Below are 15,764 nucleotides of genomic sequence, written 5' to 3' on the forward strand. Positions count from 1 at the left end.
CCTTCAGCCGATCCCGGGGATGAGGGAGATGAGCAGGTCGATGAGTTTGATGCCGATGAAGGGGGCGACCAGGCCACCGATGCCGTAGATGGTGAGGTTGCGGCGCAGCAGCTTGTCGGCGCTGACCGGCCGGTACTGCACGCCCTTCAGGGACAGCGGCACCAGGGCGATGATGATCAGCGCGTTGAAGATGACCGCGGACAGGATCGCGGAGTCCGGCGAGGACAGGCCCATGATGTTGAGCTTGTCCAGGCCCGGGTAGACGGCCGCGAACAGCGCCGGGATGATCGCGAAGTACTTCGCGACGTCGTTGGCGATGGAGAACGTGGTCAACGCGCCCCGGGTGATCAGCAGTTGCTTGCCGATCTCGACGATCTCGATGAGCTTGGTCGGGTTGGAGTCGAGGTCGACCATGTTGCCGGCCTCCTTGGCGGCCGACGTACCGGTGTTCATCGCGACACCGACGTCCGCCTGGGCCAGCGCGGGCGCGTCGTTCGTACCGTCACCGGTCATCGCGACCAGCTTGCCGCCGGCCTGCTCCCGCTTGATGAGCGCCATCTTGTCCTCGGGAGTGGCCTCCGCGAGGAAGTCGTCGACGCCCGCCTCCTCGGCGATCGCCTTGGCGGTCAACGGGTTGTCACCCGTGATCATGACGGTCTTGATGCCCATGCGGCGCAGTTCCTCGAACCGCTCCCGCATGCCGTCCTTGACGACGTCCTTGAGATGGATGACACCCAGGACGCGAGCGCCCTCGGCGTCCTCGACCGCGACCAGCAGCGGGGTGCCGCCGGCCTCGGAGATCCGGTTGGACTGGGTGTCCGCGTCCTCGGCGACCGTGCCGCCCTGCTCCTTGACCCAGGTGATGACCGAACCGGCCGCGCCCTTGCGGATCCTGCGCCCGTCGACGTCCACACCCGACATCCGGGTCTGCGCGGTAAACGCGATCCACTCGGCTCCGACGAGCTCACCCTGGTGCCGCTCGCGCAGACCGTACCTCTCCTTCGCCAGGACGACGACGGAGCGGCCCTCGGGCGTCTCGTCGGCCAGCGAGGAGAGCTGGGCGGCGTCGGCGACCTCGGCCTCGGTCGTGCCGCGCACGGGCACGAACTCGGCCGCCTGGCGGTTGCCGAGGGTGATGGTGCCGGTCTTGTCGAGCAGCAGCGTCGACACGTCACCCGCTGCCTCAACTGCCCTGCCGGACATGGCGAGCACGTTGCGCTGCACCAGCCGGTCCATGCCGGCGATGCCGATCGCGGAGAGCAGGGCGCCGATGGTCGTCGGGATGAGGCAGACCAGCAGCGCCACCAGGACGACCATGGTCAGGTGGGTGCCCGCGTAGTCCGCGAACGGGGGCAGGGTGGCCACCGCGAGCAGGAAGACGATCGTCAGCGAGGCCAGCAGGATGTTGAGCGCGATCTCGTTCGGCGTCTTCTGCCGGGCCGCGCCCTCGACCAGGTTGATCATCCGGTCGATGAAGGTCTCGCCGGGCTTCGTCGTGATCTTGATGACGATCCGGTCGGAGAGCACCTTCGTACCGCCGGTGACGGCGCTCCGGTCACCGCCGGACTCCCGGATGACGGGCGCCGACTCACCGGTGATCGCCGACTCGTCGACCGAGGCCACACCCTCGACGACGTCACCGTCGCCGGGGATGATGTCGCCGGCCTCACAGACGACCAGGTCGCCGATCTTCAGCTCGGTGCCCGGCACTTGCTCCTCGCGGTCGCCCACGAGCCGCCGGGCCACCGTGTCGGTCTTGGCCTTGCGCAACGTGTCGGCCTGCGCCTTGCCGCGTCCCTCGGCGACGGCCTCCGCCAGGTTGGCGAAGACGACCGTCAGCCACAGCCAGGCGCTGATCGTCCAGCCGAACCAGTCGCCCGGGTCCTTGAAGGAGAAGACGGTGGTCAGCAGCGAGCCGATCCACACCACGAACATCACGGGCGACTTGACCATCACCCGCGGGTCGAGCTTGCGGAAGGCGTCCGGCAGCGACTTGAGGAGCTGCTTGGGGTCGAAGAGGCCTGCGCCGACACGGCCCTCGGGGGACTTGTGCCCGGTGGGTACGTCGCTGTGCGGCGCCCTGGTCGGGGTGGCTGTGGACATGGAGTCCTCTGACTTCTCTGTACGGGTGGTCATGACGCCAGCCCCTCGGCCAGCGGCCCCAGCCCCAGGGCCGGGAAGTAGGTCAGCCCGGTGATGATGAGGATCGCGCCCACCAGCAGACCGGTGAACAGCGGCTTCTCGGTGCGCAGGGTGCCCGCGGTGGCCGGCACCGGCTTCTGCTCGGCGAGCGAACCGGCGAGCGCCAGCACGAACACCATCGGCAGGAAGCGGCCCAGCAGCATGGCGAGGCCGAGCGTCGAGTTGAACCACTGCGTGTCCGCGTTCAGCCCGGCGAAGGCCGAACCGTTGTTGTTCGCGGCCGAGGAGTAGGCGTAGAGGATCTCGGAGAAGCCGTGGGCCCCCGAGTTCGTCATCGAGTTGCCCGGCGTGGGCAGGGCCATCGCCGCCGCGGTGAAGATGAGCACCAGCGCCGGGGTGATGAGGATGTAGCAGGCGGCCAGCTTGATCTCGCGGGTGCCGATCTTCTTGCCCAGGTACTCGGGCGTACGGCCGACCATGAGCCCGGCGATGAACACCGCGATGATCGCCATGATCAGCATGCCGTAGAGGCCGGAGCCGGTACCGCCGGGCGCGATCTCGCCGAGCTGCATGCCCAGCATGGTGATGCCGCCGCCGAGGCCGGTGAAGGAGGAATGGAAGGAGTCCACGGCACCGGTCGAGGTCAGGGTGGTCGACACCGCGAAGATCGACGAGGCGCCGACCCCGATGCGGGTCTCCTTGCCCTCCATCGCCCCGCCGGCGATCTCGAACGCCGTGCCGTGGTGGGCGAACTCGGTCCACATCATCAGCGCGATGAAGCCGACCCAGATGGTGCCCATGGTCGCGAGGATCGCGTAGCCCTGCTTGATGGAACCGACCATGATGCCGAAGGTGCGGGTCAGCGCGAACGGGATGACCAGCAGCAGGAAGATCTCGAAGAGGTTCGTGAACGGGGTCGGGTTCTCGAACGGGTGGGCGCTGTTGGCGTTGAAGTAGCCGCCGCCGTTGGTACCGATCTCCTTGATGGCCTCCTGCGAGGCGACCGCGCCGCCGTTCCACTGCTGCTGCCCGCCCATGAACTGGCCGACCTCGTGGATGCCGGAGAAGTTCTGGATGGCACCGCACGCCACCAGGACGATCGCGGCGACCACGGACAGCGGCACCAGGATGCGTACGACGCCACGCACCAGGTCGGACCAGAAGTTGCCGAGTTCACCGGTCCGCGAGCGGGCGAACCCGCGCACGAGCGCCACCGCGACGGCGATCCCGACGGCCGCTGAGACGAAGTTCTGCACCGCCAGACCGGCTGTCTGCACGACATGCCCCATGGCCTGTTCGCCGTAGTACGACTGCCAGTTGGTGTTCGTGACGAAGGAGACCGCGGTGTTGAACGCCTGGTCCGGGTCGATGGAGGCGAACCCGAGCGAGCCGGGCAGCACGCCCTGGAGCCGCTGGAGGGCGTAGAGGAAGAGCACGCCCACCGCGGAGAAGGCGAGTACGCCGCGCAGGTAGGCGGGCCAGCGCATCTCCGTGTCGGGGTTGGCACCGATGCCCTTGTAGATCCACTTCTCGACGCGCCAGTGCTTGTCGGAGGAGTAGACCCTGGCCATGTAGGTGCCGAGGGGGATGTAGGCGAGCGCCAGTGCCCCTATGAGGGCGAGCAGCTGGAGCACGCCGGCGAGTACGGGACCCATATCGACTCTCAGAACCTCTCCGGGAAGATCAGGGCGAGGACGAGATAGCCCAGCAGGGCGACGGCCACGACGAGGCCGACGATGTTCTCGGCGGTCACAGCTTCGTCACCCCCTTGGCGACGAGAGCCACCAGCGCGAACACCGCGATCGTGGTGACGACGAAGGCCAGATCGGCCATCGCGAACTCCTAGAAGAGGTTCGGAAGAGATAGGGACAGATAGAGGAAACCCTGGCTCTGGCCGGAATCGACCGGCCGTTGACGAGTCCCTTACGGCGGCCCTCACACCTTTGACGGGACTCTTACGGCCCCGTCCCCAAGGCCCTCACAGCAGGCGGAAGCGCAGTCGGCAGATGACGGCGTCCGTCTCCCGTCGTACGGCGTGCGCGACGACGGCGCCCCGCTGGTTCTGCAGAAGCCGCTGCCACAGCCGCTCCGGCTCGGCCTCCGGGATCAGCACGGTGACCCGGGTGGCCGGCTCGGCGGCCATGACCTCACGGACGTAGGCGGCGATGGGGCGGCCCAGGGAGCGCCGCTCGCAGGCCAGCCGCACCAGGGAGACCCCGGGGTCCCAGTCGGCCCAGGCACGCTCCAGTGCGTGCAGGGTGGCCCGGTCCTCGGGGTCGGGGTAGCAGACGGTGACCGCGCGGACCTCGTCGCCGAGGGAGGCGGCGGCCGTCAGGGCCTCTGAGGTGAGCCGGGACAGGGACGAGACGGGCACGATCACCAGTGAGCGTTCGCGGTGCGGGGGCTCGGGGATGCGGCCCAGACCGAGCCGCTCGCCGATCCGGCCGTACGCGCGGTGGACGGCGACGAACGCCGCGACCAGCAGCGGCAGCGCGATCACGATCAGCCAGGCGCCCTCCTGGAACTTCTCCAGCGTGACGACGACCGTCGCGACACCGGTGAGCACGGCCCCGAAGCCGTTCAGCAGGGCCTTCCCGCGCCACCCGGTCCCCTGCTCCAGACGCCAGTGCCGGACCATGCCGACCTGGGCGATGGTGAACCCGACGAAGACACCGATGGCGAAGAGCGGAACCAGGGTGTTGGTGTCGCCGCCGGAGAAGACGAGCAGCGCGGCCGAGACGAACGCGAGGGCGAGCACCCCGTGCCGGTGGACCTGGCGGTCGGCCTTCAGGGCGAAGACGTGCGGCAGGTAGTTGTCGCGGGCGAGCAGCTTCAGCAGCACCGGCAGCCCGCCGAAGGACGTGTTGGCCGAGAGCGCGAGCAGGATCATCGTCGCGAACTGGATGACGTAGAAAGCCCAGTTGTGGCCGAGCGAGGCATCCGCGAGCTGAGCGAGGACGGTGACGCCCTCGACCGGCTGGAGGTGGAAGCGGCCGATCAGGACCGACAGGCCGATCAGCATCACCCCGAGGACGGCTCCGAGGGCGACCTCCGCGCGCTGGGCGCGCTTGACGCGCGGGACGCGGAAGGAGGGGACGGCATTGGCGATGGCCTCGACACCGGTGAGAGCGGCACACCCAGAGGCGAAAGCTTTCAGCAGGAGCAGGGCACCCACGGTGGTGGCGTTGTCTGCGAGCACGGAGGCGTGGCCGTCCGCCGTGACCGTGCTGACTGGCCCGGACCGGAACAGACCGACCGCTATGAGCACCAGGATCGAGCCGACGAACACCACGGTCGGCACGATGAAGACCCGGGCCGACTCGACGATGCCCCGCAGGTTCACCGCGGTGATCAGCATGAGCACGCCGAGGCAGAGCCACAGCCGGTCGTCGTAGAGGGCCGGGAAGGCGGAGGTCAGGGCGGCCACGCCGGCCGTGACGGCGACGGCCACGTTCAGGACGTAGTCCAGGACCAGGGAGGCCGCGGCCACCAGGCTCGTCCGCACGCCCACGTGCGTCTTGGCGACGGCGTAGGAACCGCCGCCGTCCGGGAAGGCCGCGATCACCTGCCGATAGGAGGCGACCAGCACCGCGAGCAAACCCGCGATGGCCAGCGTCACCGGGAGGGTGAAGCCGAGTCCGTGTGCTCCGGCCGCCGCCAGGACCAGAACGATCGCCTCGGGGCCGTACGCCACCGACGCCATCGCGTCCAGGGACAGGGCGGCCAGGCCCGTGACGGCGGTGAGGCGATGCCGCTCGCCGGTATCGGGCGGCTCCTCGTCGGCGGGGGTCGCACCCGGCTCGGTGGTCAGGACGGACATCGGTGCGTACTCCTTCTTTCAAGGGCCGCGTACAGGGGCGCGCGGTGCACTCAGGGTGTGTCCGTTTCCAGCGGCGGCCGACCGCTCTTGGCGGCTTCTTCGCGCCGGGGCGGGCGACTTTGACGGGACCTTGACGGGGGTGCGGCGACCTGGGTGACAGAGGCATCAGAGTCCCGTCAAAAGGGGTGCCTTCCGTCCCCGCGCGTCCCTACCGTCACCGGCATGGCACTCCGCGACGCAGCGTGCGAAACCGCCGGTACGGCACACGACCTCCGCTGGGCTCGGGACGTGCGGGACTCGGTGCGCTGTGCGGGCGTGCTCCTCGCGCTGCTCCTCCTGCTCGACCGGGGCACGGGCCGGCTCACACCCGGGCGCGGCGCCCTCTGGGTCGCCCTGGCGCTCCTCCTCTTCCTGGCGCTGTACCCGCCCCGTGTCCGCGCCGGTGCGGACTGGCTGTCGTCCCGGTGGCTGCTGCGCGAACGCCGGGTCCGTACCGACCTGTTGGTGTCCGTGCGCTGCCTTGACGGGTTCTCCCCACGGCTCGTGCTGCGGGACGCGTCCGGCGGCCGGGTGGAGATCGACCCCGAAGTGCTGGTGCGGAACCCCCAGTTGTGGCTCCGGGTGGAGACGGCGGCCCGGCGGTCGGCGGCGGACGGCAGGCTGCTGTGCGGGGCCACCGCGCTGGACCACCTCGCCCGGCGTATCGAGCGCGAGACCGCCCAGGCGGTGTTCAGGGCCTCGGGGCTGGAGTGACGCCGTCGCGGATCATGCCGGGCCCGCTGTGTCCAGCGCCGCGCCCGTCTGGTCGGCCAATGTCACCGCGACCAGCCGGGCCTGGAGCGGCGGCAGGGCCTCCGGGCCCGGGGTGAGCATGAAACGGCCCTGGTAGCGGCCGTTGCCGTAGACCCGCAGCTCGACCTCCTCCGGGCCCCAGCCGGTCACGCTGCCGTCCTTGAGCAGACGCGCCGGCCTCCCCATCAGCGTCCCGTGCTCGAAGCGGCAGGCGCGCAGCCCCAGCAGCTGGACGAGTTCGCCCCGGACATGGTCGACCACGGTATCCGCCGAGCCCGCCGACCTGACCAGATCGCCGGTCCGCTGGAGCCGGGCGAGGTAGGCCGCGTCGGTCACGACGACCACCTCCAACCTGCGGGCTCGGGCCGCCAGTTGGGACACGATCACGCCTACGACCAGCAGCAGGATCGCGGTCTCCACGTCCGCGGTGGCGGAGATGTCGAAGGTCTCGTAGGGCCGCGTCAGAAAGAAGTCGTACCAGGCCGCCGCTGACAGCGCCGCCACCACGCCCGCCGTACGGCTGCCCAGCGCGGCGACCGCGACGACAGCCACCACGAGGATCAGCGCCGCGTTCGTGTGGGACAGATCCGTGCGGACCGGCACCAGGGCGAGCGCCACCAGGAAGGGCGCCAGCAGGCCCGCCGCCAGGGCGAGGCCGTCTCGCGCCGCCCAGGCCGACATCTCATGGGGCATCCGCCAGGTACTGGTTCCGGTGCTCATCGGGCTCCTCCTACGCTCGGCGCACCACAGGGTGCGGGGCCTCTTCTGGGCGTACGGTCCCGGTCTGTTCCGCGCAGGGCAGCGACACGACCATCGTCAGGCCGCCGCCCGGGGTGTCCTCCGGGGTGAGCGTGCCGTTCATCGCCTCGGTCAGACCGCGTGCCAGGGCGAGGCCGAGGCCGAGGCCAGTGGTGTTGTCGGTGTCGCCGAGCCGCTGGAACGGCTCGAAGAGGCGCTCCCGCCCGTCGTGGGGCAGGCCGGGCCCCCGGTCGACGACCCGCAGTTCCACCCGGCCCGCCAGGGCGCTGGCGCTGACCAGCACCTTCTGTCCGGAAGGGGTGTGCCGGGCGGCGTTGCCGACCAGGTTGGCGACGACCCGTTCCAGCAGCGGTGGATCCGCCAGGACGGCGGGGATGTCCTCCAGGTCCCGGGCCTCGGCCTCCGGCGTGTCCGCGAGCGCCGTCGAGAGTACCTCCTCCAGGGCCGTGGCCCGCAGATTCAGGGTGAGGACGCCGGCCTCCAGGCGGCTGAGGTCGAGGAGGTTCTCCACCAGGCGGCTGAGCTTGGCCATGGACTCGTCGGCGGTGGCGAGGAGTTCGTCGCGGTCCTCGGCGGAGAACTCCACGTCCCGGCTGCGCAGCGAGGTCACGGCGGCCCAGCCGGCGGCGAGCGGGGTGCGCAGGTCGTGGCCGACGGCCCGCAGTAGCGCCGTACGCATGCGGTCGGCGGCCTTCACGGGCTCCACCTCGGCCGCTGCCTCGGCCAGCCGGGCCCGCTCGACGGCGGACCCCACGTGCGCGGCGAACGCGGCGAGGACGCGTCGCTCGGAGGAGGGGAGCGTGCGTCCGCGCAGCACCAGGTAGGCGTCCGGGCCGGCGGGCACCGCGGTGGCTCCGTCGCCGTCCGGCGGTTCGTCGACGAGCTCCGCCGAATCCATGCCGAAGGTCTCGCGGGTGCGTTCCAGCAGGGCGGGGATGGTCGCGCCGCCGCGCACGATGCTGCCCGCCAGCGACGACATGGTCTCGGCCTCGGCGGTGGCGCGGGCCGAACGGCGGGACAGCCGCAGGGAGCGGTCGACGACGGCGGCCACCGTCCCGGCCACCACCGCGAACACCCCCAGCGCGATCAGGGCGTTGGGGTCGCCGAGGGTGAAGGCGCCGATGGGTGGGATGAACCAGTAGTTCAGGAGCAGGGACGCCGTCACGGAGGCGATCAGCGCGGAGGCGACCCCGCCGATGCAGGCCACGCCCACCACCGTGAGCAGGAACAGCAGCGCCTCGCTGGTGAGGTCGAGAGAGCCGCGCAGACCGTCCAGGACGAGCGTGAGCAGCACCGGCAGGACGAGCCCGGCCACGGGGCCGGCGACCAGCCGCCCGGTCGACAGGGTCCGGCGGCGGGACGGCAGCAGGGTGCCGCGTCCGGCGCGCTCGTGGGTGACCCGGTGGACGTCGATGTCGCCGGACAGTTCGGTGACGGTCTCCCCGGTGCCCGGACCGGTCAGGAACCGTTCCAGACGGCCCCGGCGGCTGGTGCCGAGGACGAGCTGGGTGGCGTTCTCGGCGCGGGCGAAGTCGACCAGGGCGGTGGCAATGCCGTCGCCGACGACGGAGTGGTAGCTGCCGCCGAGGTCCTCCACCAGCCGCCGCTGCCGGGCCAGCGAGGCGTGCGAGACCCCGGCGGCGAGCCCGTCGCTGCGGGCCACGTGCACGGCGAGGAGGTCGCCCCCGGCCGACCGGGCGGCGATCCGGGCGGCCCGCCGGATCAGTGTGTCCCCCTCGGGACCGCCGGTCAGCGCGACCACGACCCGCTCCCGGGTCTCCCACACCCCGCCGATGGAGTGCTCGGCGCGGTAGCTGGTGAGCGCCTCGTCGACCCGGTCGGCCGTCCACAGCAGGGCCAGCTGCCGCAGGGCGGTCAGGTTGCCGGGCCGGAAGTAGTTGGCGAGGGCCGCGTCGACCTTCTCGGGCGCGTAGATGTTGCCGTGCGCCATCCGCCGGCGCAGCCCCTCGGGCGGCATGTCGACGAGCTCGATCTGATGGGCCCGGCGCACAACCTCGTCGGGCACCGTCTCGTGCTGCGGCACTCCGGTGATCTTCTCGACCACGTCGTTGAGGGAGGTCAGGTGCTGGATGTTCAGCGCGGTGATCACATCGATGCCCGCGGCGAGCAGCGCCTCGATGTCCTGCCAGCGCTTGGCGTTGCGGCCGCCGCCGGGGACGTTGGTATGGGCGAACTCGTCGACGATCGCCACCTGTGGGCGGCGGGCCAGCACCGCGCCGAGGTCCATCTCCTCGAACCGCCCGCCGCGGTAGTCACAGCGGGCGCGCCTAACCACCTCCAGACCGTCCAGCATGGCCTCGGTGCACGGCCGGCCGTGGCACTCGGCGAAGCCGACCACGACATCGGCGCCACGGGCGGCCCGGCGCCGCCCCTCGTCGAGCATCCGGTAGGTCTTGCCCACCCCTGGGGCCGCCCCGAGGTAGACCTTCAGTCGTCCGGGCCGTACGTCTTCACTCATCGCCGCCGACGCGCTCCGCTCACTGGCTCAACTCCTTGAGGAGGCGGGTTACTTCTTCTACCGAAGCGCGTCCGCCGGGCGGCCGGGGTGCTTGTTAGCGCTTTCTTGGCGCCTGTTCCGGGGTCCTTGACACTGACTTGACGTGCCCTGGCCGGATAGGGTGAAGGCGGTGTGCCGGGAAGTCTGGTCGGCCGGGGAGCCACGGTGGCTCTCTTCGAGGCCCCCTGGGGGACGGTCGGCATGCGCAGCGTAGGCACGGTTCTGGCACTGGTGGTCCTGGCCACCCTGGTGGCGACCTTCGCCCGCCGGTGGCGCATCCCCGCACCCTCCCTGCTCGTCGTCGCAGGTCTCGCCGTCGCGCTGCTGCCGGGCACCCCTCAGATCGAGATCAGCCCGGAGATCATTGGCCTGGTCGTGCTGCCGCCGCTCCTGTACGCCAGTGCCGAGGACATGTCGTGGCGTGAGCTGAAGGCCGTGTGGAAGCCGGTCGGTGTCCTGTCCATCGGCCTGGTGCTGGCCTCGGCGGCGGCCGTCGGCTGGGTGGCGTCCCTGATCACGCCGCTGTCGTGGCAGATGGCGTTCGTGCTGGGCGCGGTGCTGGCCAGCACCGACCCGGTGGCCGTGACCGCGCTCGGCAGACGCCTCTCTCTGCCGCCGAAGGTGCAGGTCCTCGTGCAGGCGGAGAGCCTGTTCAACGACGCGACCTCACTGGTGCTGTTCCGGGTCGCGGCGAGCGTGGCGGTGGCGTCGGCCGCGGCCGGCTGGGGTACGGCAGGCGGTGAGTTCGCGGTGCTGGCGGGCGGCGGCACAATCATCGGTGCCGCGGTCGCGGGGGTGGTCGCGCTGATCCGCAGGCGCACCGAGGACCCGGTCCTGGAGACGGTGATCTCCCTGGTCACCCCGTACGCGGCCTACGTCCTCGCGGAGGCCGCCCACACCTCCGGCGTCACCTCGGTCGTGGTCGCGGGTGTCGTCCTCGGCGGCCGGGGCGACCGGCTCACCAACGCCCGTATCCGCCTCCAACTGCACGCCGTGTACGGCACGGTGGTGTTCCTGCTGGAGAGCGTCGTGTTCTCACTGATCGGGCTGGCCCTGCCCGCGCAGGTCCGGGCCCTGGAGGACGGCGACCGGGCCTGGCCGCTGTACGCCCTCGCGGTCGCCGCCACGCTGATCGCCGTACGGCTGTTGTGGCTGGCGCCGCTGTCGGCGCTCGTGCAGCGCAAGGGCGGCATCCAGCGGATGAACTGGCGGGTGCCGCTGGTGCTGACCTGGGCCGGCACCCGGGGTGTCGTGCCGCTGGCGGCGGCCCTGTCCATACCGGAGACCACGAAGGCGGGCGCCGCCCTGGCCGACCGTCCGCTCGTCCTGGTCCTGACCACGTCCGTCGTGGTCGTCACCCTCGTCGTCCAGGGCTTCACCCTCGCTCCCGTCGTACGCCGCTCCGGCATCGCCCTGGAACCCGACCACACGGAACGCGAGGAAGCCGCCGCCCGCTGCCACCTCGCCGACGCGGGCATCCGGCGCCTGGACGAACTCGCCGAACTGGAGGCTGTACCGGACGTCGTCCTCGACCGCCTCCGCCGCGGCCTCACCGCCCGCCTCGACGACGCCCGCGACCGCCTCAACGAGGACACCGGCCCGTCCGGCTCCGCCGACCTCGTCTACCGCCGGCTGCGCCGCGACCTGATCGTCATAGAGGCGACGGAACTGCAACGCCTCTACGACGACCACACCATCAGCGACACCACCCGCAGAAGACTCCAGCGGTCCCTGGACCTGGAGGAGGCTCGGCTGGCCGACGCCTGAGCGGCGCTCAGCGGAACTCGGCCAGCCGCGGCCGCAGCCCGAGCGCGGTGAGGACCGCCGCCGCGAGCAGCAGTCCCGTCGCCCACGGCAGCAGCCCGCTCACCGTCGACCGGCCCGCCCGCACGGACGCGGTGAAGTGGGCCCGGTTGATGTCCGTGACCTTGTCCAGTGCGGACATCCAGGCCCCGAAGTGCGCGTTGGAGGTGCCGGGTTCCCAGCCCATGCAGAACTCGGTGGCCGCGCGCTCCTTCCCCGCCGCGACCAGTGCCCGGATCCTGCGGTCGTCGCGCTGGTAGACGGCGTACGCCTCCACCGTCCGCTCCGCCGCGTCCCGCTCCCCCGCGAAGGTGATGTTGTCGAGCTCGCGGCGGAACTCGCCGGTGAAGCGCAGGTCGTCGCGGTCCGCCCGGTACCCCTGCCAGGTGGCGGCGAGTTCGGAGTCGTACGACGACAAGGTCGCCCCCTCGATGCCGTACAGCTCCTGGGACTTGGCGAGGAACGACCGCGCGTACTGCTCACGCCGCTCTGGGTCCAGGAGGTAGCGGCTCTCGTCGGCGTTGGCGTCGTAGGCGACGGCGCGGGCGCGGGAGAGGGCGACGACGGAGTCGAAGGCGTCGCGGCGGGCGCCGCGCAGGTGCTCGGCGGAGGCGGACAGCATCGTCGTACCAAGGACGACGGCGATCAGGGCACAGACGGTGGCGGCCAGGACACCGGGGTTGAGGACGCGGCGGAAGCGGCGGGCCAGGTACCACTGGAGGGCGCCGAGCACGGCGAGCAGCAGCACACCCAGCGCGACGACGGCGCTGAGCCGGGCGGAGAGGGTGGAGTGGGCGGCGGTGTATCGCGCCTCGAACGCGGCGTCGTTCGACGACACCAACTTCCGTGCCCCCGGCAGGAGCCGGGTCCGCAACAGGTCCGTCGCCTTCCGGTAGTCGGCCACGGCCGCCGCCCTGCCGCCCTCGCGGCCGTCGTTCTCCAGGGCGCGGCCGATGAGTTCCTGGTACTCGGCGAAGTCGTCCGTGAGCTGCTCAACCGTCTTCTCGTCGGTGCGGTCGCCTTGGGCGGCGACGGCGAGCGTACGCAGTTCGTGTCCGATGTCGCGGCGGGCGTCGCCGTAGAACCCGACCGCCTTGGCGTACGGCGTCCGCAACCGGGCTCCGCTTGCCAGCAGCATGTTGGCGGCCTGCGCGTCCATGTCGTCGAGGGCGAGGCTGAGGTCGGCGGCGCTGGTGGTGCGGGGTGCGTCCCGGTCGGCGACGCCGTCCCAGGTGCCGTTCACGGCGAGTCCGGCCAGCAGGAGCAGCACGGCGAGGGCGGCGGTGAGCAGGACCGTGGCCGCACGCAGAAGGCGCAGCCGCGCGGGCACGGTGGCCGGCGGGCGGCGGCGCAGAGCGGCCCGCGCGGCCACGGCCTGCTGTCTCGGGTGCGGCCGTCCCGGACCCGGATCGCCCGTCCGCGATCCCCCACTCCCGGGTCCGGAGCCGCCGTCCGGCGGGGGCACCGCTGTCGGCCGTGCGTCAGGCTCCCGCGGTGTCTGCGCCGTGCCGGCCGTGATCGTCACGGTTCCTCCAACATCACGCCACGGACGGTCGCCCGCCCCCGTTGTCGGCCAGTCTGCGGCGGGATTCGGTCACCGGCGGCCGGTATTGACGCTCCTCTGACGCTTTCTCAGGTCGGTTTGACGGGACTCTGACGGCGTCGCCGCGACGGCCGTACGGGTGCCGCGGAATTCCACCCGCGTCCGTGTGCGGCCTCGCCCGCTTGGGCTCCGGATACACCGTGTCAAGGCCCCGTATCCCCCCATCAGGGACCCGTCAGAGAAGGGGACTTGAGCTTGCCCGGGCCCTGCGGGACGGCTTCGATGGTTCCCGTGAACAGCGCCTGGCTCCTCTTCGACCGGCCGCCGAGTCCTGCTCGGCCGCCCCGTCGTGCGCCGCGCTGTCCGCAAGCACCCGCGTCCCGCTGACGCGCGCTCCGCGACCCGAGGGGCGCCGTGATCCCCGTCCGGCGCCCCTCGTCCTTTGCCCTCGCACGCCCGCGCCGCCCCGCGCAGGAGCCGCGCGTCAGCGTGCCCGCAACTCTGAAGGAACCATGCCCACTTCACCTCTCCCCTCCCGTACCGTCCTGGTCACCGGCGCCACCTCCGGCATCGGCTACGAAACCGCCCGGCAGCTCGCCGAGCGCGGCACGACGGTCCTGTTGCACGGCCGCACCGCCGAAGAGGCCCGCGCCGCCGCCGACCGGCTCGTCGCCGAGGCGGGCGTCGACGCCGACCGACTGTGCACGTACGGCGCGGACTTCACGCGTCTGGACGAGGTGGAGAGCCTCGCCCACAAGGTCGTCGGCGAGCACCCGCGCCTGGACGTCCTCGTCAACAACGCCGGCATGGCGGCGCCCGAGCGGCACACCGTCACGCCGACGGCAACGAGATCGCCTTCCAGGTCAACTTCCTCGCCCACTACCTGCTGACCTGTCTGCTGGAGCCGGCCCTCACCAGCGATCCCGGCGGCCGGGTGGTCAACGTGTCCTCCTCGCTGCACCGCACGGCGTCGATCTCCTGGGCCGACCCCAACCGCGCCCGCCGCTACTCCCGGCTCGCCGCGTACGCCCAGTCCCAGCTGGCCCTGACGGTCTTCGCCGCCGACCCGCGCGTCACCGCCGTCTCCGTGCATCCCGGAGTCTGCGACACCGCCATGCTCCCGCTGTACTCCCACGAAGGCGGCACCCCCGCCGACGGCGCGGCCCACGTGGTCCGGCTGTGCGACCCGGCCGTCGAGATCGTCAACGGCGCCTACTACGACCGCGCCGAGCGCGTGGACCCGGCCCCGGCCGCCACGGAGGACCGCACGGTCCGGCGCCTCAACAAGCTCGCCGACCCGCTGGTCGGCCGCAGGGCCGGACAGCGTTGACCGAGCACGACCAGGGCGGGCGACGAGGAGGGACAAGCCTCGTCCGCCCGCTCTCTCCCGCACCCCACTCCACCCCGAGATTCCCCCTGAGGCGTCGATGATCGAGATAGACCCCCGTGACCTGCCCGCCCTCAGCCGGTGTTTCCCCACGGGGTCCCCCGGCCCCGGCACGGTCGGCGAACACGTGCTGGCCACGGGCAACGGCCGCTGGTGGGCCGACCGAGCCGTCCTGCCGCATTCCGTCGCCGTGTCGTGCACCGGTCACGTGGTACTGCGCGGCGTACCCGACGCACCGACACCCGAGACGCTCGCGCCCCTGGCCGGTTGTCGCATCGACGCACCGTCCCGCTTCCTCCCGGCGCTGGGCTCCGCCTTCGAACGCCTCACACCGTGGGAGCGCATCACCTGGACCCTCCAGGCCGGACCGCTGACCGCCACGCTCCCCATGGGCGTGACCGTGAGGCACCTGGAGGCCGCGGACACCGAGGCGGTGCACGCGCTGGGCCCGGACGCCTCCTGGCTCTCGGCGAGCTGGGGCGGCCCGGCCGGACTCGCCGCCTCGGGACACGCGTGGGCGGCCGTCGGCCGGACCGGCCGGATCCTCGCGGTGGCATGCTCCTACTTCCGCGGCACCCGCCACGAGGACGTGGCCGTCCACACCGTCCCCGGCCGCAGACGCCACCGCCTCGCCCTCGCCTGCGTCACCTCGCTCTGTGCGGACATCACGGCCCGGGGCCACCTCCCCAGCTGGAACTGCTCGGTCCACAACCGCGCCAGTCGCCTCCTCGCCTGGACAGCCGGCTTCCGTCTGGTCCGCGAGCACGTCCACTACGCGGTCGGCAGCCCCATGGCGCGCGATCGCCGGCTCAGCGCGTAGGAAGCACCGAGGCGGTCGGCCCCCCGTACGGCCCAACCCGTGTCCGTGCGGCCGAAGCACGCACACCCTGATGTGCCACAAGTGCTCCGACGACCCGTCTTAACGCAAGCTTGACGCGGTCGTGTGAGCCATCCGTGGGCCCTGACGTGACGCTCTGCTTACCCTGATCCCGCCGTCCGT

General features: G+C 71.6%; 10 protein-coding genes and 1 pseudogene. 4 read left to right on the forward strand and 7 right to left on the reverse strand.

All coding sequences use genetic code 11. From position 1 onward, the window contains the following. Window positions 1-3: 3 nt before the first annotated feature. From kdpB to EJC51_RS03135, 4 genes are all read right to left on the reverse strand, one after another. Entirely contained in the window at window positions 4-2,136 is a 2,133-nt protein-coding gene (gene kdpB / locus EJC51_RS03120; protein ID WP_208870680.1) for a potassium-transporting ATPase subunit KdpB, read from the reverse strand. Next, complete coding sequence (kdpA, locus tag EJC51_RS03125; RefSeq protein ID WP_126269573.1) at window positions 2,133-3,797, reverse strand: potassium-transporting ATPase subunit KdpA; 1,665 nt, start codon at window positions 3,795-3,797, stop codon at window positions 2,133-2,135. Before kdpA ends, kdpB begins: the two co-directional genes overlap by 4 nt. Window positions 3,798-3,805: 8 nt before the next feature. Then, window positions 3,806-3,895, reverse strand: coding sequence for a K(+)-transporting ATPase subunit F (gene kdpF / locus EJC51_RS03130; RefSeq protein WP_016434100.1), 90 nt, complete (start codon window positions 3,893-3,895; stop codon window positions 3,806-3,808). Window positions 3,896-4,120: 225 nt separating this feature from the next. Beyond that, a complete protein-coding gene (locus tag EJC51_RS03135) occupies window positions 4,121-5,962 on the reverse strand; it encodes an APC family permease (protein ID WP_126269574.1) in 1,842 nt (613 codons plus the stop codon). Window positions 5,963-6,184: 222 nt separating this feature from the next. Between EJC51_RS03135 and EJC51_RS03140 the strand changes: the two genes are divergently transcribed. Beyond that, window positions 6,185-6,715, forward strand: a complete 531-nt coding sequence (locus EJC51_RS03140; protein WP_126269575.1) for a hypothetical protein — start codon at window positions 6,185-6,187, stop codon at window positions 6,713-6,715. Between the two features lie 12 nt (window positions 6,716-6,727). On the opposite strand, the gene EJC51_RS03145 is transcribed toward EJC51_RS03140, so the two are convergent. Then, a complete protein-coding gene (locus EJC51_RS03145; RefSeq protein WP_244362448.1) occupies window positions 6,728-7,474 on the reverse strand; it encodes a DUF4118 domain-containing protein in 747 nt (248 codons plus the stop codon). 10 nt (window positions 7,475-7,484) lie between these two features. Continuing rightward, a complete protein-coding gene (locus EJC51_RS03150; protein ID WP_126269576.1) occupies window positions 7,485-9,992 on the reverse strand; it encodes a sensor histidine kinase in 2,508 nt (835 codons plus the stop codon). A gap of 240 nt (window positions 9,993-10,232) precedes the next feature. Between EJC51_RS03150 and EJC51_RS03155 the strand changes: the two genes are divergently transcribed. Further along, complete coding sequence (locus EJC51_RS03155) at window positions 10,233-11,798, forward strand: Na+/H+ antiporter (protein ID WP_126276781.1); 1,566 nt, start codon at window positions 10,233-10,235, stop codon at window positions 11,796-11,798. 7 nt (window positions 11,799-11,805) lie between these two features. On the opposite strand, the gene EJC51_RS03160 is transcribed toward EJC51_RS03155, so the two are convergent. Next, window positions 11,806-13,206: a hypothetical protein gene (locus EJC51_RS03160; protein WP_126269577.1), complete on the reverse strand. Its 1,401-nt coding sequence runs from the start codon at window positions 13,204-13,206 to the stop codon at window positions 11,806-11,808. A 683-nt stretch (window positions 13,207-13,889) separates the two neighbouring features. Here EJC51_RS03160 and EJC51_RS03165 point away from each other — a divergent pair. Together EJC51_RS03165 and EJC51_RS03170 are read left to right on the forward strand one after the other, a co-directional pair. After that, window positions 13,890-14,707, forward strand: a pseudogene (locus EJC51_RS03165) (SDR family NAD(P)-dependent oxidoreductase). Between the two features lie 97 nt (window positions 14,708-14,804). Then, complete coding sequence (locus EJC51_RS03170; protein ID WP_126269578.1) at window positions 14,805-15,584, forward strand: GNAT family N-acetyltransferase; 780 nt, start codon at window positions 14,805-14,807, stop codon at window positions 15,582-15,584. Window positions 15,585-15,764: the final 180 nt, after the last annotated feature.

This window comes from Streptomyces aquilus, assembly GCF_003955715.1.
GTDB lineage: Bacteria > Actinomycetota > Actinomycetes > Streptomycetales > Streptomycetaceae > Streptomyces > Streptomyces aquilus.